The organism is Crossiella sp. S99.2, assembly GCF_023094165.1.
In the GTDB taxonomy this organism is placed as follows: Bacteria; Actinomycetota; Actinomycetes; order Mycobacteriales; family Pseudonocardiaceae; genus Crossiella.
On record NZ_JALMDK010000009.1, the window covers coordinates 101706 to 120227 of the forward strand.

Sequence of the window (18522 nt, forward strand, 5' to 3'; positions counted from 1 at the left end):
CCGCCCGTGTTCTATAAACCGCAGCCCCCACACCGCGCTGTCGTCCAGGGTGCGGACGCTGATACCCCAGGTTTCGTCGGAGTCCGTCACAACGACAGGTGGCCCCCGCCCTGCGGTTGCAGGGCGGGGGCGCTGTTGTGGCTGGGTCAGGTGTTGGTCTTGCGGTGGTTGGTGAACCCGGCGGTGCTGGGGTCGCCGACGCCGCGACCGGCCAGGCCGAGGAGCAGCGCGACCAGGGCGGCGCCGAGGGCCACGCCGGTGACCTGGCTGACGTCGACGGTCCAGAGGTTGAACGACTCTCCGCCGAGTGCGCCGACGGCCGCGGCGGCGGCCGTGGTGATCATGCGTTCGGTGAGGTCACGCCAGTAGGCGAGGGTGAACAGGGGGTCTCCTTTCGGTGGGTGGCTGCGGGCCGGGTGCCCGCGGCCGTGAGCTGGTGCGGCGGCCGGACGGCCCGGCGGTGTTCGGCCCGCCAGGCGGTGACTACACGTATCCGGCCACCAAATGCCGGCATTCCGTTCGTGCAGGTCAGAAGCTTGTAGCCGTCCTGCAGGACGGCTACGGAAAGTTACCTCTTCCTGTGGCTACTCGGCCTCAAGGTCGGTGCGCAGCCAGTCCGGCCGGGTGCTGCTGGCCGCCAGCGCGGCGCCCAGGCAGGCCCACAGCCCCCATGCCTCGGCTTCGTCCAGGCCGACGCGGACCGGCTGGCCGATCGCGCAGTAGTAGTCGTATCCGCCCAGCCGGGCACGGACGCTGATTCCCAGGGTCTTGCCGTCCTTGAGCCACCGGACCGGTACGCGGTGGCGGTACATGCCCGCCCCGCGGTACCGGTCCGGCGCGGGCTCCGGCGTCTTCTCCTCGCTCACGCAGCCACCTGCCCGGTGCTGGCGGCCGGGGGCTGGGGCGGGCGCAGCAGGGTGAGCACCTGCGCCACGTCGGTGCGGGTCTGGCCGACGTCGGCGCCGACCACGGTCAGCGCGGCGCGGGCGGCGGCCAGCTCGGTGCGCAGCGCGGCCACCTCGGCGGCCAGCTCGATCACCCGGCGCTTGGTGTCATAGGCGTTGGCGTCGGTGTTGAGCACGAAGCCGCGCAGGTCGTCGTGGTAGTCCGACTGCACCCCGTCGGGGCCGACGTAGCGGGAACGCACCGGTTCGGTGAGGTGGGCCAGGGCGAAGTAGGCGTTGTTGGCCGCGTCGGTGGTCCAGCGGCTTGCGGGCCGGGTCAGCCCCTTGTGGTCGGTGATCTGCTGGTCCCAGGACAGAGCGGTGTTCCCTTCGGTGAGGTGCCGCGCCACGGTGGCGCGGAAGCCGGGCAGGTCGCCCGGCCAGCGGGCCGGGTCGACCTTGCGGCCGGGCGGAAGCGCCCATTCGCGGTGAGCGATGGCGCGGGAGGCCGGGAGGCGCAGGCGGGCCAGCAGCGCGGCCACGCCGCGGGGGTAGCTGGCCAGCTGCGCGCGGGTCCAGTCCCCGCCGCCGGTGGACTCGGCTTCAATGCCGATGGTGTGGGCGTTGCCGTTGTTCCGGCCGCACCACGGCGCGTACCCGTTCCCGGCGTGCCACGCCTGTCCGGCGGCCACCAGGTGCCACGTGCCGTCACGGTCCAAGCCCAGGTTGGCAATCGGGCCGGGCAGCCCTTTGCGGCCGTTGATCAGCACGCCGCGGGAGGGGAAGACCCCGCCGGGCGGCCCGGCGGTGTGGTGCAGCATCACCCCGCGGATGTCGGCGACGTTGCCGTGGCCGCGGGTGGTCCATCCGGGGATCTCGACCACGCGCAGGCCAGCCGCGCGCAGGGCATCCCCCATCCAGGTCAGTGCATGAGGCAGGGCGACCCCTCCAATCAGGGATTGTTGTTGCAGCACAGGGGCGTATTCGGCCTTGGCTGTAGCGCTACGGGCACGCAGAGCGATAGACAGGCGGATACGGCCGCCGGGGGGCGGCCGGTGACTCAGGGGGTTGGCGTGTCGCGGCTGTCTCGGATTCCGCAACAGGTGTTCTTCGGCGCCTTGGCGGTGATCGCGGTTCTCGGCGTGGTGGTGATCGGCCTGGTGACCTCGGGGCCGGACCCGGTGACGGTGGTGGAGCAGCAGCCCAACCCGGTGACGGTGGCCCCGACGGTGACGACGAGTCCGGCCGGGGCGAAGTCGGCGCCGACCTCGTCGGCGCCGGGCGGCGGGCCGGGCAGCCCGGCCGCGGGCAGCTCCGCCCCAGCCTCGGCCAGCAGCACGGCGCCGTCGGCCTCGGCCCGGCCGGGCACCGGGGGCCAGCCGGGTGCGGGCGGCGGGAACGGCGGCGGGGCCAGCAGCACCCCCGAAGCCCAGGTCCCGCCTGCAACCACGACGTGGACCCGGCCGCCGGAGAAGTGCCGCAAGGGCGAGACGGTGCCGGACTGCCTGGACGACGGGTTGCGCAACGGCTCCGCCTGAGCGCTAGCTCTGGACCCCGCTGGCGTAGGCGATACAGGCCCGCACGGTGCCGGTTCCCCCGGTACGGCGGGCCTGTAGCCATACCTCGGCCATTTCGGCCCACCGGCCGACGGCGGGCACGGTCCACCCGCCCAGCTGTTCCGCGAACACCACCTGTTTGGTCTCGCCCAGCTGGGTGCCGCCGGGGTTGGCGTCGGTGCGGCCCCACAGCCGAATTTCGCCGGTGGTGGCCGACTGGTCGGTGGTGTGCCGGGCATCGATGCTCAAGCGGGGGTGCTGGTTGGACAGCCGCACCTTGCTCAGCGTGGTCCACTCCCCGCGGTCGGTCCCCGGCCAGCGCGAGAAGTGGGAGTCACTGACCGACAAGGGGACGTAGGGGCGGGCCAGCCCGGTGCCGGATTCCACGTCGTCGCCGAGGATGATGTTGCCGCTGTAGTCATAGATGGCAACGAACTGGCGGTAGTCGCCGAGGTTGGGGTTGGGGTCGAAGACCGCGATTCTCCACCTGCCGCGGTCATCGGCCAGGTAAGAAATCGGCTGGGGCGACCCGTCGGGGCGGGTGAAGGCTCCGGTGCCGCCGCCGACGAAGAACACCGTGTCCCCGTCGCGGTCCACCTGTTTGATGCCGCCGAGGTCTTGGACGGTCAGGCCACCGGCGGAGATCACCACCGAGTAGAGCGTCCGGCGGTCGGCTTCGTCCATTCTGGACTCAGCCCGTCTCATCCAGTCCAACACGTGATCGTTGGTGCGTGGGGTCAAGGGCATGCGGTCACCTTTCGGCCGGGGTGGCTTCAATGGTCAGAGCCAAGTCGGTGGGGTTGGTGGCCGCGCCGATGCCGATGACGCGGCGGGTGTACTGCCCGGCGGGAATCCAGGGGTGGTCGGTGATGCCGAACACCGCGGTGAAGCCCGGGGCAAGCTGGTGGTGGGAAACCCCACCGGCCGGGACGTTGACCCGGGCGGACCACAGTTCGATCGGCCGCCGGTACAGCGCGGAGTAGGACCGGGCCAACCGGTCCAAGGTGGACAGTTCGCGCACCGAGGTGTGTTCGGTGACGATGTGGTCCACCAGCGGCCAGCCGCGGTCGGTCAACGTGTCGTCGCGGTGCAGGCCGATCAGCGATCCGCGTTCCCACCCGTCCCCGCGGACCCAGGTCCGGGAGGCTTGGTTGGTGGCGTCGGAGTCCACCGCCACCTCGGCCAGCCCGGTGCCGTAGTCCCAGGCCGGGGGCGCCCCTTCCCCGCCCAGGTACGGGGCGCCGATCCGCATGACCCATTCGATCGCGATGCGGTCGGCGCGCAGCCGCGGCCGGAACTCAATGTCCGGCCCGAACTCCTCTGCGGTGATGGTGCGCAGAGCTTCACCGACGCTGCGCAGTTCGTAGCCGCGGTAGCTGCGGGTGTGCTCGCCGGGCAGGCGGGCGGGGAAGACGATCGGCAGCGCCCCGCCGCGGCGGGCGAGGTTGGCGCGCACGATGTCGGCGGCCACCGTGCCCAGGGCGGCCGGGCCGAACGTGGAGTCTGCGGACGGGTCGGTCACCGAGGCGTAGGAGGCGGGCAGGATCGCGCGTTCGGCCAGCAGCTTCCACAACCCCGAGGCGCCCACCACCACGTTCGACCCGGCGACCCGGTGTGTCCACATCGGACCGGCCTGGGCCACCCAGTCGCCGTAGCACCACGCCAGGGAGATCCGGGGGTGGCCGAGGAGTCCGCGGACCCGGTCGCGTTCGGCCTCGGCCAGGTGCGCCACGGGGATGGTGGCTTGCAGGGAGCCGGGTTCGTTGACCCCGGCGGTGAACTGCGGGGCGCCGACGGTGTCGAGTTCGGCCACGATGCGCCCAGTGGTGGTCTCAAACGCCAGGCAGGTCCAGTTGGGAGACAAGGGGGTCAGGCGGGCACCGCCTGCACGATCAGGGAGCCGTTGAACCCGGCGCTACCGATCCGGAAGTTGGCGTCCCCGAATGCCCGGGTCACCAGCAACAGCACGGCGTGCGATCCGGTGAGCACGGCGGAGCGGCCGGGGTGGGTGATGGTCTGGCGGACCAGTCGCCGGGCGGTCCCGCCCGCTCCGCGCACCGCGGCGGTGTCCGGTCCGACGCCTACGCCAATCACCGGCCCGGCCGAGGAGTCCAGGCGCAACGTCAGGTCAGCGCGCCCGGCGGGCACACCCTCGCCTTCCTGATCGGAGGCTATGACCTCGGCGGCGCCGGTGGCCACGATGACGTAGGGCCAGCCCGGGTCGGGGACGGTCAGGTTGGCTACCAGGATCTCTGCTTCGGTGTGGCCGCGTCGTTCGGCCACGGTGGTGGTGATCGGCGGCGGGGCCAGGATGCCGCGCCACAGGGTGCCGTCGAAGTACTCCAGTCCGTTGCGGTGGCGGTAGGCGCCCGGGTGCGCCCCGGCTTCGCCGGGGTCGTCGCCGGGCAGCAGGACGCGCACGGCGCCGCGCAGGACCGCGGAGCGGCGGCGGTCGGTGATGCGGGTGGTGTCGATCGCATCGACTCCGGCCGGGCGGGTCAGCTCGGCCAGCACGATGGCGTTGCCGGGGGTCTCCGGCGGGGCCGGGGTGGGCGAGGCCCGGCCGGTGATGACCTCGGCCACCGGGCCGAGCGGGGCGGCGGGGTCGCCGATGGCGGGGTCCCACAGGCGGGCCACCACCAGGTCGGTGCGCGGGTTGGTCGGGTCGGCCGGGTCGGCGGGCACGGTGAGCGTGGCCGCCGACCAACAGAGGTAGGGGCCTTCGCCGGGGCGGGTGATGACGGCGTGGCCGGGCAGTACCTGGACGGCCCGGTCTGGGGTCGGCGCGGTGATCACCCGCAGGTCGCTCACGCGGCCGTCGGTGGTGGTGGAGGGCAGCACGCCGGGGCGGGTGGTGAACGGTGCGGCGGGCAGGGCGCCGAGGTAGGCGGCCATGGTGTGGCGGCCGTCGCGGGCGGAGTTGCGGCCTTGCAGCGACCACGCGTCGGTCATGGGAACGGCGGCGGGCAGGGTGTCCCCCTTCACTCAGATTCGATGACTTGCTGTAGTCGCCAGCAGTCAGGCCGGCATGAGCCGACCTGGGAAAACGTCCACGCCGGCCGGAGCTGGCGCTCTACGCTGGGTTACCACCAGGTGGTGTGCCACGCCGCGGTCAACAGCGCGTCGGCGGTGTAGCTGGTGGCCCGGAACGCGACGGTGAGCGCCCCGCCGGGCGGGACGGAGAGCCAGGCGGCCTGACGGAGGTAGGGGCGGAAGCCGCCGATGCCGTCGCGGGTGACGGTGCGGCGGTGCGGATGGGTGTCGATCACCAGCCTCTGCCCGGCGGCCAGGTCCCCGGCGAAGGCCAGCCCGGCGCCGGTGGCCGGGTCGATCACCTCGGGGAACTGGACCGGGCCGGTGATGGTGAAGGCGGGCCAGGCCGGGGCGCTGCCCGGGTTGGTCAGGGTCAGCGCGCCCGTGCTGGACGGGGTGCCGAAGTCCAGGCCGCCCAGGCCGCCACCGGTGAAGTCCAGGCTGCCCAGGCCCCCGGTATCCCAGTCCAGGCCGCCGCCGTCGCGGGGCAGCCCGGTGGACAGGGTGTTCGGGTAGGCCGAGTACCGGGCCGGGTCGGGGGCGGCCAGTTGCAGTGACCACCCGGCGTGCCGGGGTCCCTGCTGGTTGATCAGGACCGGGCCGTCCAGCTCCACCAGGCGCACCGAGTCCTCACCGGTGCTGGTGTCGTTGTGCCGCAACGGATACAGCGCGTGCGGATCGGAGCACAGCCCGGCTAGCCGGATCTCCGCGGCCCGCCGGGTAACCGGGTTGGGTGCCCACAGCCACCCGGCCAGGGTGATGACCGCGGCACCGCGCCACGTCGGGGCGCGGTAGGTGCCATGGGTATCGGGGCGGTCTTCCCGGCCGGTGCGCACCGGCGCCGAGGAGAACCAGCCGGACTCATCGGTCACCACGATCTCAGCACCCCCGTTGGCGGCCGGGTCGCCGTTGAAGACCGTCCCGTCCACGGTCCAGGTCTCGGCCAGCGGCAGGCCGGTGGGGAACCCGGCGGTGGGGCTACTCAGCGGAACCTCCCTTGGAAGGCCAGGCGCCGGGCGACTTCGGCGGCTACGGACTCTTCGGACTGGCCTTCGCGCGGGTAGACGTTGATGACCACCCCGCCGGGTGCTCCGGCCGCCAGTTCGGTCCCGCCGGGCGGGCCGAACTCCGGCGGGGCGAACTCGGCCGCCTCGGCCAGCCGGGCCGCGGCGGCCAGGGCCAGGGGAATACCAGCGGTCATCCCGTCGGCGAAGCCCTCGGCGGTGAAGCGGCCGAGGCGGGCAAAGACCTTGCTGGGACTGGAGATTCCCAGGAACCGCTTGATGGCGTCCACCGCTCCGCGGGCCAGGTCACGGACCTTGTCATAGACCCACCGGGCCATGTCGCCGATGCCTTGGATTAATCCACGGACCATGTCCCGGCCGGTGTCCAGCAGCCAGCGGCCAGCGTCGCCGAGGGCGCGGCGGATGGTGCCGCCCAGGTCGGAGAAGAACCGCCCGGCCTCATCCAGCTTGCGGCCGATCCAGTCGGCAAGCTCCCCGATCCGGTCCCCGATCCATTGTGCCGCTTCGGAAATCCTGCTGCGAAGCCAGTTGAAAGCATGAATCACCTCGCTCACCACGCTGATCAAGAACCCTAGGATGTGGGCTGCGATCCGGACTCCGACACTGACCCCTTCCAGCCCGAACTTGACCTGTGGGAGGCTGTCGCTGATCAGCACACCCAGTTCGGTGATGAGCGTGGATATGGGCTCTAGCAACGGGTCTAGCGCATCGAAAAGGGCAAGTACCCCGTCCACCAACGGTTTCCAGTCGATTTTGGACAGTGCCTCGGCCAGTACCGTGAGCAGCTTCCCGGCCAGCTCCGCTATCGCCGGAAGCAGTGGCGCCAGCGCGGCAACCAGGTTCGACACCGCGGTGCCCAGGGGTTCCATGACCGGGGCGATAGTCTCAAGGGAAGTACGCAGCGCGTCCAGCAGGGCTTGCGGTCCGCCGCCGGTCAACAGGGCGGTGATGAACTTCCCGATGGCCGGAACCACCACGGTGCCCACGATCTTGCCGACTTCCAACAGGATCGGCAGCACGGCCGAGGCCACCGAGGCCAGGGTGGAGAACAGGCCGGACAGCATCTGCTGGCCCTCCGCGGAGCGCAGGAACGCACTGACCTGGCCGGTGAGCTGGGTGATGATCTGGAGCAGGCCGCCGCCGGTGTCCTGCCCGGCTTTCAGAACCGCGCCGATGATGTCCACGACGTTGCCCAGCAGTTCCCGCAGGGTGGCCAGGGTCTCCAACCCGGCGCTGATCCACTCGGCCAGACGACCGGATTCCCTTGCCTTGCCTACAAACTCGGCGAACTTCTGCGCTGCTTGCCCGGCCCCGGCGGTCAGGCCGGGCAGGAACTCCGAGGCCACCGCGGCCACGTCGCGAAACGCGGTCAGCAAGGGTTGAACGGCCTCGGTGAGGTTGAACAGCGCGGCCTGGCTGTTGCCGAAGATTCCGGCGGTGTCGCGGATGGTCTGCTGTTCAGCGGCGAAGGCCGCGAATCCGGCCGTGGCGTTGTTCAGGGAGCTGGCGGTGTCCACCAGGCCGGTGCGCAACACCGGAAGGTAGTCCGCCCCCAGGGTTTTCACCCGCTTGGCCATGCCGTCGAACAGTGCGTTCTGCACGTCCATGCGCAGGTCGCGGAAGCCGGGCGCGATCTCCCGCACTGCCACGGCAAAGCCGCGGGCGTTCGGCGCCAGTTGCTTGAGTGCTTCGTTGAATGCCTTGGTGTCGTTGAGAGAAGACAGTGCGTCGCCGAGGCCGTGGAACCCCAGCTTCAACGTCACCGCCGCGGCCCCGGCCGCCAGCAGCGCGGCAGGCAGCAGGGCCACTGCGCCGGATGCCGTCGACGCAGCTCCGGCCAGGCTGACCAGGCCGCCGACGGCCAGGCCCACCCCGCCCGCGGACAGGCCCAGCTGGGTGAGCGAGAGCATGACCTTGCCGACCGCCGCGGCGGCGGCGCCCAGCCGGTCACGGTCCAGCTGCGCCCGCAGGTGAAACACCGCGCCCACGGACAGCCGCCCTACCAAGGCGGCCACGCTCAGCGCCAGCCGGACCGGGGTTTCCTTGGCCAGCTCGGCCTTGATCTCCAGTGCCCGCTGCACCACTGAGAGCTGACGCAGGTGGTCGGCCAGCTGGCCGCGCAGCCGGGCGAAGGCCGAGACTGGCACGGTCACCGGAATTTCCACCGGCGGCGCCGCGGCGGTGGCCAGCCGGGCCAGGATGGCCAATTCGGCCAGCACCTTGCGCACGTCCAGCCCGGCCGCCAGCTCCACCCGCGCAACCCGCTGAGCCACCACGGCGGCGGCCTTGGCCTGGCGGTCCAACCCGCTGGTGTCCAGCACCACCGGCAGGGCCAGCGCGGTGCGGTTCTCGGTGCGCTCGGCGAAGCGCTGTAGGGAGGGGACGAAGTTCCCGGTGTAGGGCCGTACCCGAAGCCGGAGACTTCCGACCTCCGGCCCACTGGCCTCTGCCACCCGCGACCACCCCCCACCCGCACAGGAACGGAGGGAAGCCGGTCAGCCGCGACCGGCCCGCACAACAGTCCATTGCAGACTGTCGCAAGTGGATCGGAGGCTCACGCCGGCGTGAAGGTCCCCGCAGGCCAGAGAACTAGGATTTGCGGGGTGTCCGGGCGCGGTGCCCGGCGATGGTGCGGGAGATCAGCCCGGCCGCGGCACCTCGGCGACGTAGCCGGGGCCGGGCAACGGGTTGTGGTCGGCGGCCGTGTCCGCCACCGCGCTGCCAGTTGCCCAGGCGGGCCGCGTCGGCCAGCGCGGCCAACAGGTAGCGGTCACCGGTCCAGCCGCGGTGTTCCGGGCCGCCGCGCAGGGAGGCCACGGTGGCACTGTCCTCGGGTAGCTGCTCGGCCAGGGCCAGCACACGGCGGGGGCTCAGCCCGGAACCCGGCCGGAGCACGTCGGCCAGGTCCAGGCCGTAGAAGCGGAGCAGGTCGGCCAGCAGGGCCGCGCCGTGGTCGGTGATCAGCTGGCCGAGCGCGAGGCTTCCCCCGGCTGGGTGTGCTCCGCCCACCGCTGAAACAGCACCAGCACCAGGGCGGCGGCTTCGGGCTGAGCGTCCAGCTCAGTGAACAGCCGGTCCGGCTGGTCGGCACACAGACAGAGCACGTGCCGCATGACCGCCATGGTGTCGTTGGTGGTGCGCGTGGTGGAGCCGTCCAGGGAGGAGAGCAGCTGTTCCACCTTGCTGCGGTCGGCCTCGGGCAGGCGCAGGACCGCGCGCAGGCGCACCGGCCCGGCCTCGGTGGTGTAGGTGAAGTCCCCGAACTGGCGTTCCATCTCGGCGTGCAGGTCGGCCAGGGTGAAGCTGGTCATGTCGTCTCGTTTCCGTTGGTGGACAAGGGAACGGTGGTAGTGAGCTACGGGGCCAGGGTGGCGCCGAGGCCGTCGGCAAGCCAGCGCTCGGAGGGCTGGCCGGATGCCTGTAGCCGGGTGAAGCGCAGCGGGAAGCGGAGAAAGTCATCCGCGGCGGCGCCGATGCCGCCGTTGCGGCGGATCGAGGTCCGCGGCCACCACAGCCCGGCGCGCTTGGCACCGTCCAGGAACACCAGCAGGACACCGCGTTCCGCGGTGCCGAACGCTGAGGGTGCGTCGTACTGGCCGGGCTTGGAGGTGTCCCCGCCGGGGCCGTAGAACAGGGTCAGCGTGTCGTTGGTCAGCTGGATGGAGTTCACTGACAGGAAGTCCACTGTGGCCTCGGTGATCTCCCGCAGGTTGCGGACCTGGCGGGAACCCTTGACCTCGGAGTCCCCGCCGTCGGTGTCGAACTCGATGTCTTCCTCGGTGGAGGAGTGGCCGAGGTCATCCCACCCGGCCGGGGCGGTGGCCGGGGCGGCCTTGACCATGGCCAGGGTCGGCGCCGGGCCACCCACCGGGGCGGTGAAGATGTGCACCACCGAGGGCAGGAAGACGGCAGAGTCGTTGAGCGGCAACAGGTTCCTTCCGGATCAGGGGGCAGGTGGCGGGCGGATGCCGAGTTCGTAGCTGGCCCGTATCCGGGTCAGGTTCTCCGGCTGGGCCGCGGTGCGGATCTCGGCCGGGCCGGACAGCTCACGGAAGCTGGCCAGGCTGCCCACCGTGGTGACGGCCTGGCGGCGGTAGGCGCCGAACAGCGCGGCCCGGACCTTCCCGGCGAGTTCGGCCGCGGCCGGGCGGGTGGCCGCCCAGCACTCGGCGGCCAGGGTGGCGCGGTCCAGCCAGAGCGGGTGAACCGCGGCGCCGCCGGTGCGCTGCACCCACACCAGCGGCATCCTGCGGGCCGAGGGCGCCGGGATGAGGGTGACCACGCTCAGGCCCGGCAGGGCCGCGCGCAGTACCGCGACCACCACCACCTCGGCCGGGGGCACCGCGTCCAACCATCACCCCCTCTCGGTCGGCGAGAACGGCGCGGTGCGGGCGGGGTCAGAGTCCGGCGGCCCGGCTGAGGATGTTCAGGCCGGGCACGAACTCGCCCGTGCTGGTGAGGTGGCCGAACTCGATAGCCACGACGGCCTTCCCGTCATCGATCAGGTCCACGGTGGTGTCGGTCTTGTGGCGGTTGACCTCAACGCGGGTGTCCCCGTCGTGGCGATGCTCGGCCAGCAGGCTGGTTGCCCGTGCTCCGATCTGCTTGGCCTCGGCGGCCACGGCGGCCTTGACCCCGCGCATGTGGGTTACGACGTAGACGGTGTTGCGTTTGATGGTTGCCAATCAGCCTGCTTTCTTGATGGTGGCGCGCACGTGGTGCAGGGGCGGGTGTGCTTGCCACTGCTGGGGTTCTCCGTCCACTTCATACCGTTGGCCGCGCCAGTCCACCGCCGACCAGGCGGTGACCGGAGCGGCCTGGGTGTAGACCCGGTACCGCTCGGTGGAGCGCTGCCCGGTGGTGTGGTCTTCGGTGGTGTCCAAGGGAAAGACCCAGCAGCCGGGCACGGTGACCGGCCGGGTGAAGTCCGGCGCGGCCACCGGGTTGCCCTCGGCGTCGGTCGTGTGGTGTTCGGGGTAGACGGTCAACGTCTCCGGGCCGTCGGTGAGCAGGCTCAGCAGCACCCCCCTGTGCAGGTCGGCCGCGGCGGCGCAGCGCCGGGCAGGATGGTGAAGGCGTCGCCCGGCGCCAGCTGGGTCCACTCCTCGCCGGTGGGGTCCAGGGCGGTGGGGTCACCGCCGAGAAGCTGGTAGCTGTAGTCCCCCAGGTTCTCAGCCCGGTATCCCTTGGGGTTGCGCATGTTGCGGGCCACGATCGCGGCCAGCACAGCCGCCGCCGAGGCCGGAACCCGCACGGCCAGGCGAGGTTTGGCGCCGGTGATCCTCGCCCACGACAGCGCGGCCAGCACGCGGGCGCGGGCGGCTTCGGCGGCGGTCAGGGAGTCCTTGCCCAGCAGGGCGGCCACCGCGGCAGGGTCAACCTCGGGTACGGGCACCTCGTCCGGCTTCCTGCCCGGCGGCGCTCTCCTCGGCGGCCGGGCCGGTCGGGGCCGCCTCGGCCGGGGTGGTCTCCTCGGGCGTCGGCGGGGCGGCCACGGCGGTGGTTCCGGTGTCGTAGTTGTGCGTGACGGTGACCTCGGTTCCGTCGGCGCGGCGCTGCTTGTAGGTCTCCACCCGGCCGCCGCCGGGCGGCGGCGGGAGGGCGGGCAGATCCCCGGCTTTGACCACGGCGTTGACCGTGCGGTGTCCGGCCGCCGCGGCGGCCCGCTTGTCCGGGGCCACCGAGGTGGCGCGTTCCCGGCGGTCGGTGGTGTCGGCCGGGGCGTCGCCGGGTTCGGTGGGCTGGGGCTTGGTGACGTCGTTGGACAGTCGGGTTGCCACGGGGGCGGGGTCCTCCTTTGCATCGAACAGGGACGGCTGGGTCAGTTCAGCTTCACACCGCGCAGCCGGGCGGCGGCCTGGCCGCCCTGCACCACCAGCCCGGCGTAGAACTCGATCCGCACCCGGTGCGCGGGCTTGTCCTGCAACTCGCCAAGCTGGGTGGTCTGCACGTTGCCGTTGGTGATGCCCATGACCCCGACTTCGCCGGGGCCACTGGCAAAGCGCAAGGCGTACAGGTCGGTCCCGTTGGTTGGGTCGACCGGCAGGACCGGACGCCCGTCGAAGGTGTTGCCCGGGTCCACCACAGGCACACCGTTCCAGGTGAGTTCGGTCTTACCCGTGATGTCGTTGCGGACCTGCTCGAACCCGCCGGAGCGGCGGAACAACCCCTTCAGCTTGGCCACCACGGACTTGTTGCCGTAGATGACATCCGGGCCGCCGGAGACCGCGGCGCACAGGGCGTCCAGCTGATCAAGCTGGGCATGGGCTTCCTCCACCGTGCCGGGGGTCAGGTCGCCGGTGGCGTCGATGACCTGATCGCGGACCAGGCGCTTGCGCAGCCCGTCGAAACCCTTGGGCTCCAACAGGGTGTCGCCGGTGAACAGCGCTTCACTGAAGGTGGCCTGTGTGCTGCGGACTTTCAGGTTGGTCTGCTGGGCCAGGTGGTCCCCGAGGGTGCCGCCCATGGTGGTCTGGACGAAGCGGTCCACGTCGGCGTCACCGCCGAGGATCTTCAGCTTTTCCACCACCTGGTTGATGACCCCGGTGGATTCCACGTAAGCCTCGTTGACGGTGCGGAAAGCCGTGCCTGGTAAGGCTTCCTCTTGGTTGTAGGACCAGGCGTTGCCGGTGACCGGTTCCAGGGGAAGGCGGTCCAGGACGTTGGATTCCTTGATGAACAGTTCCACGACCCCGCGGGCCACGGGGTCGGGGATCAGGGCTGCGGCCTGAGCGAGAGTGACAGCCACTCGGCGGGATTCTCCTTACGCGACAGGGGTTCTAGGGATTGGTGTTGAGTGCGCCGAAGGCTGCGCGGAGCCGGTCCATGCCGGTGGCGGTGCTGGCGGTGGCGCCGCCGCGGGCGCCCTGCCCGGCATCGGGCGCGGGCCGGGTGAGCGGGGTCAGCCGGGCGGCCAGGTGCGCGGCCTGCGCGGTGATCTGGGCCGGGTCGGTGGCGGTGATCAGCTCCACATCGGCCGGGGCCAGACCGTGCGCGGTGGCTGCGGTGGTACGCAGCTGGCGGACCCGGTCGGCGGCTAGGGCGGCCTCTACGGCGTCCAGCCGGGCCGCCAGGGGCGCGTACTCGGCCGCGACCTGTTCGACTGCTGGCGGGGCCGCAGGGGGCGCGGGAGGCGGCGCCGGTGCAGCCGGGGCCGTGGCGGCTGGGAGGGCGGCGCGGACGGCGGCCAGTTCGGCCAGGACCGCGGCCACCGGGTCGGGTACGGCACCCGCCGCCGGAACAGCCGCCGGGACGGGGGCGGTCGGGGTGGGCTGCTCGCCCGGGGCGGGGGTGTCGGGCGCGGCGGGGTCGGACATGCCGCACCTCCTTTCTGTCCACCAGGGACGTGGGGGTGTGGGCGTGGTCGGGGGTCAGTCGGCGCCGTTGCTGCGGGCGGTCGTGGTGGTCTTGTCCCCGGCGGGGACCCAGACGGAGCTACGGCCGGGGGCACGGCGCCATACCTGGGTTTGGTAGGTCTCTCCGGCCAGCACGGCCACCCCGACGCAGCGGCAGTGGTTGTGGGCGTCGAAGCCCGCGTTGTCCCGGCGGTAGACCGGGCCGCGCCACTCCAACATCCGGCACCAGGTGCACGCGCTGGGTTCGGCCCAGCGGCGCCAGGCGACCGCGACCCGTTGGGAGCGCACGGCTTTGGCGTAGGCGCGCTGTCCGGCGCGCTGAGCCATGGTGAGCGCGGCCGAGGCGGCTTCCCGGCCGGTGGCCTCCACCGCCTCGGCCGTCTCGGTGCCGGAGTTGATCCGGGCCGCCAGCCGGGCGCGGGTGGCGGCCAGACGCTCAGTGGTGCTGACGGGACCGTCGCCGAACTTCCCGCTGTTACGGGTGAACTCGGTGGGGTCCAGCTCCACCAGGCGCACCCGGCCGCCGGGGTCACCGGGCTGGCCTTCGGGGTGCTCGAACTCCGGCAAGGCCACCCGGTCGGTGCGGGTCCACTCCGGCAGGGGCGGCAACGGCGGGACCTCGCCGAGACGGTGGGCCAGGTCCAGGGCCAGGTACCGGGCAGCGAGCTGGACCTCAAGCGCCACATGGCGGTTCACCACCGGCGCCGCGGTGATCAGCCACCGGGCGTGCCCGGCGGAGAGTGCGGCGGGGGTGACCTGGCGGCGCCACAGTGCCAGCACGGTGCGGAACAGGGCGAACAGTCGGGCTTCAAAGGCCCGTTGGTGGGCACGGGCCAGGGTGGCCGAGGACGGGATACCGCACCTCCCTCAGACGAGCCTGCCACACCGAAGTGTGACGCTGCGTAAGTGTGCTGCAGGACGTTTCATGGGCCCTGACCTGCGGAGATGCTATGCCGGCATTTAGTCTGGAAGTACTCGGTGTGACCGGCTGGGGGCCTGCCCGGCAGGGGTCTGCGACAGGTCGGCGGAGCCGCCCGGCGCGCGGTCAGGCCGCGTCCCCGCCGGGGGCAATGTCGTGGGTGGGGGCCAGGCCGAGGCGCAGGCCGTCCAGCCGGGCGGCCTGGTGGTCGTCGGCTTCCATCCGGTGGATGGTGGCTTCGGAGTAGCCGAGGTCTTCCCGGGTCTGGCGCAGGGTGACCGGGCCGCGGCCGTCGGCGTAGAGCTTCACCGAGGCGTCGGCGCGCTGGGCCACCGTCGGGGTGCCCGCGTCGAACCACAGCGCCTCAAGGTGCCGTAACCCCGGATCGGTGCGCCCGGTGGCAATGCGCCGCCCCAGCCGCATCACGCGTTCCCACGATCCGCCGAAGCGGTTCTGCCGGGCCTCGGCCCGGCGGACAAGCCGGGCCTCACTGCTGCGGATGGCATCGGCCGAGGCCGGTACGTCGGTGCTGAACCCCAAGTAGTGCGGCGGCAACCCGCACAGGGAGGCCACCAGCCGGGCAAGCTGGTTGATGGTGTTGTGGAAGTTGGACAGGTCGGCTTCGGGCAGCTGTTCCACCCGCGCGTCGCCGGGGCTCTTGCGGGTGGCCCACAGGGCGTGTGCCTCCCGTGCCCACCGGTTGAGCGGGGTCCCGTCGGGGCCTACGAAGTCTTCTTCGGCGAAGCCGTAGGCGACCCGCCGCGGCATGGCGTGGAACTCCCCGGAGACCATCATGTCCGTCGCGATCTTGTTGACCGCGTCTGCTAGGGGGATGACGTCGGCCAGTTCCGAGACCCCGTAAGGGTTCCGGGGCCGGGACCGGTTGGCGAAGGGCACCACGGGGACCTGTCCGAGGCCGTGGCGGTCCACGGTGTCGGCGACCCAGCCGCGGGAGGCCCGGCGCATCAGCCAGGTCTCGGCGGTCAGGTACAGGGTGGCGAACTCCTCGGCGCCGTCCTTCCACGCCTTGACCGCCGCGGCCACCTGCCGGGTGCGCGGGTCGTGGACGGTGTGGACCTCAAGCGGGGACTCCACCGTCACCAACGGCACGTCGGCGGCCTCGGCCGCCGCGCCCACGATGGCGTAGGCGCGGCCGTAGACCAAGGCTTCGGTATGCAGGTCATGCTGTTGTTCGTCCAGGTCGTTGGCCTGCCACAGCTCGTTGAGTGCCAGGTCTGTCCCGGACTGATTCGGGAGACGGAATCCCTTGAGCTGCAAGCGTTCCGCGTGGGAGTCGACCACCAGGCGCGGCCAGTTCACCACCACCTGCCGGATACGGCCGGAGAGCAGCCGGACAAGCTGCGGGTCCAGGTAGGACAGGCCGGGGCGGCCTTCGTAGTACCGGTCCGCGGTCAGCAGGCCGGGGACATGGTTGGCGTGCCTGGTGATCAGGGCCGCGGTCAGGCGGCTGGCGTCCTCGGCCGTAACGGTGGCAGGCCAACGCAAGGGGCATCACCCCCTTGCGTTTGATCTTTTCCGCAGCACCGTCCATAAAAGACTGAACCAGCGCCAACAAGACTGTCCGTTGTGGACAGTCAGGGAAATGCCGGCATCGATGTTCCCGCAGGTAGATGGCCATGTGTTCGCACAAGGCGGAGTGGCCGATTCTGTGCCGGTCGGCGCCGTCAGGGCAGCAAGACCATGCGGTCCTCGCCTGCCTCCTCGGAGGTCCAGCCCGCGGCCAGCACGTCCAGGTACGCCTGCCAGGACAGCGCCCCGCACATGGCCAGGTCGATCTTGCGGGGCGAGTGGTCGCGGTCCTTGCCAATCAGGTTCCACCGGCCGCTGCGCCGGATCATGGCGTTGGCGACGTGGTCGGCGAACACCGGGTCACCGTTGTGGGACAAGGACTTCCGGCCGATCGCGGTCCGGTAGGAGTCCAGGGCGGTGGCCGTGGGCTTGACCATGGTGGTGTCGAACTCCCGGACCCGGCCGGGCCAGTTCAGCGCCCACGTGCCCACGGTGTCGCGCCACCCGGCCCACGGGTCGGCATAGACCATGCGCACGTCGTAGGTGTCCATGATGGCGGTCAGGACCGCGGTCACCTCGGTGGTGCTGATCTCCCAGTCCGGCCCGGCATCCTCGGGCCGGGACCACAGCCCGAACACCTCTTGGAATCGGCTGTCCAGGTCGGTGGCCACCAGGCCGGTGCAGTCGTGGCGTACCGACCCGTCGAACCCCAGCGTCACCGCCGACCCGGGCGCGATCTCCAGTCCCGGCAGGGCGCAGGCGGCCCAGCGGGCCGGGTCGAAGAACGCGTCCTCTCCGGCGACCAGTTCGGAGAGGAAGTAGCGGCGGGCGTTGGTCTCGCCGGTGGCGGGGTCGCGGATCTCGGCAAGGATGCGGTCCAGGTCCACCCACACCGAGTCCCCGTAGACGTGGCGCAGCTCCGCGCGCACGGCGCGGGTGTGGGTCAGGTTCAGGTGTCGGCGGGCGTGGCGGGCGTTGACGTAGACGCTGCGGTCCTTGCGCGCGGCTTCGTAGGTCGACTCCGCAACGGAGCGTTCGCCGGGGCGGTAGGCGTTGGTGGTCTCCAGTGCCCGGCCGCCGACCCCGCCGAGGTTGCGGCGCTGGGTCTCGGCCAGGCGTACCCCGCCGGAACTCGGGGTCCACAGGTGGGTTTCGTCCTGGCAGGCAAAGGTGATCCGCTGCCCCAGCCTGCTGCCCGAGGATGCGGTGACCCGTTGCAGGCGCCCGCCGGTGGCGGTCACCACCCGGGTCAGGCCGACGTCCAGGCCGCGCCGGTTGGCAAGCGGCCCCTCCCGCAGCATCGGCAACAGCGCGGAGTAGGTGTTGTCCGCCTGGTCCTCGCTCACCGCGGTGAGCTGCACCCACGGGGTGGGCCACGGGCGGCCGACCGGTTCCCCGTCGGCGTCGAACCCATCCGGCAGTACCGGGCCGAGGAGTTCAGCGGCGGACAGGGCCGCCAACAGCGGCCCCTTGCCCCACTTCTGCGAGCGCATCAACTGGCCGCGGCGGTAGACGAACTTCCCTGTCTCCGGGTCGATCCGGTACCACCAGCAGACGAACTCGTACTGTTCGCCGGTGAGCAGGAACGGCTGTCCTTTGTGGTCACCGTCGGGGATGACCAGGTGCTCAGCCACCCAGTCATAGACCAGGTGCCCGAGGGTGGGGAACTCACCGGGGTGCGCGGGTTCCCGCCACGGCATCAGCCGGACTCATCCGGCAACAGGGCCGGGTCGACCAGCCGCAGGGGCGGGCGCCGGGACGTGGGCTCAGCCGGGTCGGCGCTGTCCTCGGCCACCGGGTCGGCGGGCACGATGCGGCGCCGCAGGCGGGCCAGGTCGGCGGAGGTGAGGCCGAGCCCGGCGCCGAGTCCGGCCGTGACCGCCTTGAACACCTCGGCGGTGGGCCGGGCGAGGTAGCGCTCCACCAGCGGCAGGGCCAACTGGAGAGACAGCCAGTCGCCGGGCGACCAGGCCGCGGCCTGCGGCAGTTCGGCCAGTCGGGCGTAGAAGGCGTGGCCGACGGCGCCGACGTCCACCCACTCGGGGATCTCCGGGACCTGCCCGGCGTAGGGAGTGTCCGGCAGCTCCGTCCAGTCCGAGCCCCCGGCCAACAGGGGGTCGGCGTTGCGGCGGGCGCGGTCGGCGGGGTCTTTCGGGGCGGGGCCGGGGCGTCGGCTCACGGGGATCACCCCCGCCCGTCATCACCGTAGGTAGCGGCCGG

The 18522-nt window shown here is 71.8% G+C and carries 23 protein-coding genes; 1 reads left to right on the forward strand and 22 read right to left on the reverse strand.

The window, feature by feature from the left end:
• Window positions 1-146: 146 nt before the first annotated feature.
• The 3 genes from MZC64_RS48885 to MZC64_RS31120 are packed head-to-tail and all read right to left on the reverse strand — an operon-like array spanning window position 147 to window position 1801.
• Window positions 147-527 (reverse strand): holin, encoded by a 381-nt coding sequence (locus MZC64_RS48885; protein WP_308301092.1) that lies wholly within the window; start codon window positions 525-527, stop codon window positions 147-149.
• Window positions 528-584: 57 nt separating this feature from the next.
• Window positions 585-866, reverse strand: coding sequence for a hypothetical protein (locus MZC64_RS31115; protein ID WP_247760674.1), 282 nt, complete (start codon window positions 864-866; stop codon window positions 585-587).
• Window positions 863-1801 (reverse strand): N-acetylmuramoyl-L-alanine amidase, encoded by a 939-nt coding sequence (locus MZC64_RS31120; protein WP_247760673.1) that lies wholly within the window; start codon window positions 1799-1801, stop codon window positions 863-865. The genes MZC64_RS31115 and MZC64_RS31120 overlap by 4 nt, the downstream gene beginning before the upstream one ends.
• A 156-nt stretch (window positions 1802-1957) precedes the next feature.
• Here MZC64_RS31120 and MZC64_RS31125 point away from each other — a divergent pair, with 156 nt between their 5' ends.
• Window positions 1958-2422, forward strand: coding sequence for a hypothetical protein (locus tag MZC64_RS31125; RefSeq protein ID WP_247760672.1), 465 nt, complete (start codon window positions 1958-1960; stop codon window positions 2420-2422).
• A gap of 3 nt (window positions 2423-2425) precedes the next feature.
• Here MZC64_RS31125 and MZC64_RS31130 read toward each other — a convergent pair whose 3' ends face one another.
• The 19 genes from MZC64_RS31130 to MZC64_RS31220 all read right to left on the reverse strand — a co-directional run bounded on the left by MZC64_RS31130 (window position 2426) and on the right by MZC64_RS31220 (window position 18481).
• Complete coding sequence (locus tag MZC64_RS31130; RefSeq protein ID WP_247760671.1) at window positions 2426-3124, reverse strand: hypothetical protein; 699 nt, start codon at window positions 3122-3124, stop codon at window positions 2426-2428.
• A gap of 67 nt (window positions 3125-3191) precedes the next feature.
• Window positions 3192-4304 carry a hypothetical protein gene (locus MZC64_RS31135; RefSeq protein WP_247760670.1) on the reverse strand — a complete coding sequence of 371 codons (1113 nt, stop codon included), beginning with the start codon at window positions 4302-4304 and terminating at the stop codon, window positions 3192-3194.
• Window positions 4305-4309: 5 nt separating this feature from the next.
• Entirely contained in the window at window positions 4310-5425 is a 1116-nt protein-coding gene (locus MZC64_RS31140) for a hypothetical protein (protein ID WP_247760669.1), read from the reverse strand.
• A 98-nt stretch (window positions 5426-5523) separates the two neighbouring features.
• Complete coding sequence (locus tag MZC64_RS31145) at window positions 5524-6402, reverse strand: phage tail domain-containing protein (protein ID WP_247760668.1); 879 nt, start codon at window positions 6400-6402, stop codon at window positions 5524-5526.
• 53 nt (window positions 6403-6455) lie between these two features.
• Window positions 6456-8951 (reverse strand): hypothetical protein, encoded by a 2496-nt coding sequence (locus MZC64_RS31150; protein WP_247760667.1) that lies wholly within the window; start codon window positions 8949-8951, stop codon window positions 6456-6458.
• Window positions 8952-9087: 136 nt separating this feature from the next.
• Entirely contained in the window at window positions 9088-9507 is a 420-nt protein-coding gene (locus MZC64_RS31155) for a hypothetical protein (protein WP_247760666.1), read from the reverse strand.
• Complete coding sequence (locus tag MZC64_RS31160) at window positions 9459-9809, reverse strand: phage tail assembly protein (RefSeq protein WP_247760665.1); 351 nt, start codon at window positions 9807-9809, stop codon at window positions 9459-9461. Before MZC64_RS31160 ends, MZC64_RS31155 begins: the two co-directional genes overlap by 49 nt.
• 44 nt (window positions 9810-9853) lie before the next feature.
• Window positions 9854-10426: a hypothetical protein gene (locus tag MZC64_RS31165; RefSeq protein WP_247760664.1), complete on the reverse strand. Its 573-nt coding sequence runs from the start codon at window positions 10424-10426 to the stop codon at window positions 9854-9856.
• A gap of 15 nt (window positions 10427-10441) precedes the next feature.
• Window positions 10442-10849 (reverse strand): hypothetical protein, encoded by a 408-nt coding sequence (locus MZC64_RS31170; protein WP_247760663.1) that lies wholly within the window; start codon window positions 10847-10849, stop codon window positions 10442-10444.
• A 46-nt stretch (window positions 10850-10895) separates the two neighbouring features.
• Entirely contained in the window at window positions 10896-11183 is a 288-nt protein-coding gene (locus MZC64_RS31175; protein ID WP_247760662.1) for a DUF5403 family protein, read from the reverse strand.
• Window positions 11184-11522, reverse strand: coding sequence for a hypothetical protein (locus MZC64_RS31180; RefSeq protein ID WP_247760661.1), 339 nt, complete (start codon window positions 11520-11522; stop codon window positions 11184-11186).
• Window positions 11513-11893: a hypothetical protein gene (locus MZC64_RS31185; RefSeq protein WP_247797765.1), complete on the reverse strand. Its 381-nt coding sequence runs from the start codon at window positions 11891-11893 to the stop codon at window positions 11513-11515. Before MZC64_RS31185 ends, MZC64_RS31180 begins: the two co-directional genes overlap by 10 nt.
• Complete coding sequence (locus MZC64_RS31190) at window positions 11874-12278, reverse strand: hypothetical protein (protein WP_247760659.1); 405 nt, start codon at window positions 12276-12278, stop codon at window positions 11874-11876. The genes MZC64_RS31185 and MZC64_RS31190 overlap by 20 nt, the downstream gene beginning before the upstream one ends.
• A 41-nt stretch (window positions 12279-12319) precedes the next feature.
• Window positions 12320-13246 (reverse strand): major capsid protein, encoded by a 927-nt coding sequence (locus MZC64_RS31195; protein ID WP_247760658.1) that lies wholly within the window; start codon window positions 13244-13246, stop codon window positions 12320-12322.
• Window positions 13247-13277: 31 nt separating this feature from the next.
• Complete coding sequence (locus MZC64_RS31200) at window positions 13278-13814, reverse strand: hypothetical protein (protein ID WP_247760657.1); 537 nt, start codon at window positions 13812-13814, stop codon at window positions 13278-13280.
• A 54-nt stretch (window positions 13815-13868) separates the two neighbouring features.
• Window positions 13869-14633: a hypothetical protein gene (locus MZC64_RS31205; protein ID WP_247760656.1), complete on the reverse strand. Its 765-nt coding sequence runs from the start codon at window positions 14631-14633 to the stop codon at window positions 13869-13871.
• Between the two features lie 265 nt (window positions 14634-14898).
• Window positions 14899-16278: a phage portal protein gene (locus MZC64_RS31210; RefSeq protein ID WP_247760655.1), complete on the reverse strand. Its 1380-nt coding sequence runs from the start codon at window positions 16276-16278 to the stop codon at window positions 14899-14901.
• Between the two features lie 179 nt (window positions 16279-16457).
• Window positions 16458-18002: a hypothetical protein gene (locus tag MZC64_RS31215; RefSeq protein ID WP_247760654.1), complete on the reverse strand. Its 1545-nt coding sequence runs from the start codon at window positions 18000-18002 to the stop codon at window positions 16458-16460.
• Window positions 18002-18481, reverse strand: coding sequence for a hypothetical protein (locus tag MZC64_RS31220; protein ID WP_247760653.1), 480 nt, complete (start codon window positions 18479-18481; stop codon window positions 18002-18004). Before MZC64_RS31220 ends, MZC64_RS31215 begins: the two co-directional genes overlap by 1 nt.
• Between the last annotated feature and the right edge of the window lie 41 nt (window positions 18482-18522).

What these genes read in the sequence shown, in the direction of transcription:
- MZC64_RS31120 (WP_247760673.1), bottom strand. Translation starts at nt 1,801, where the DNA reads ATGGGGGATGCCCTGCGCGCGGCTGGCCTGCGCGTGGTCGAGATCCCC.
- MZC64_RS31130 (WP_247760671.1), bottom strand. Translation starts at nt 3,124, where the DNA reads ATGGACGAAGCCGACCGCCGGACGCTCTACTCGGTGGTGATCTCCGCC.
- MZC64_RS31160 (WP_247760665.1), bottom strand. Translation starts at nt 9,809, where the DNA reads ATGACCAGCTTCACCCTGGCCGACCTGCACGCCGAGATGGAACGCCAG.
- MZC64_RS31200 (WP_247760657.1), bottom strand. Translation starts at nt 13,814, where the DNA reads ATGTCCGACCCCGCCGCGCCCGACACCCCCGCCCCGGGCGAGCAGCCC.
- MZC64_RS31215 (WP_247760654.1), bottom strand. Translation starts at nt 18,002, where the DNA reads ATGCCGTGGCGGGAACCCGCGCACCCCGGTGAGTTCCCCACCCTCGGG.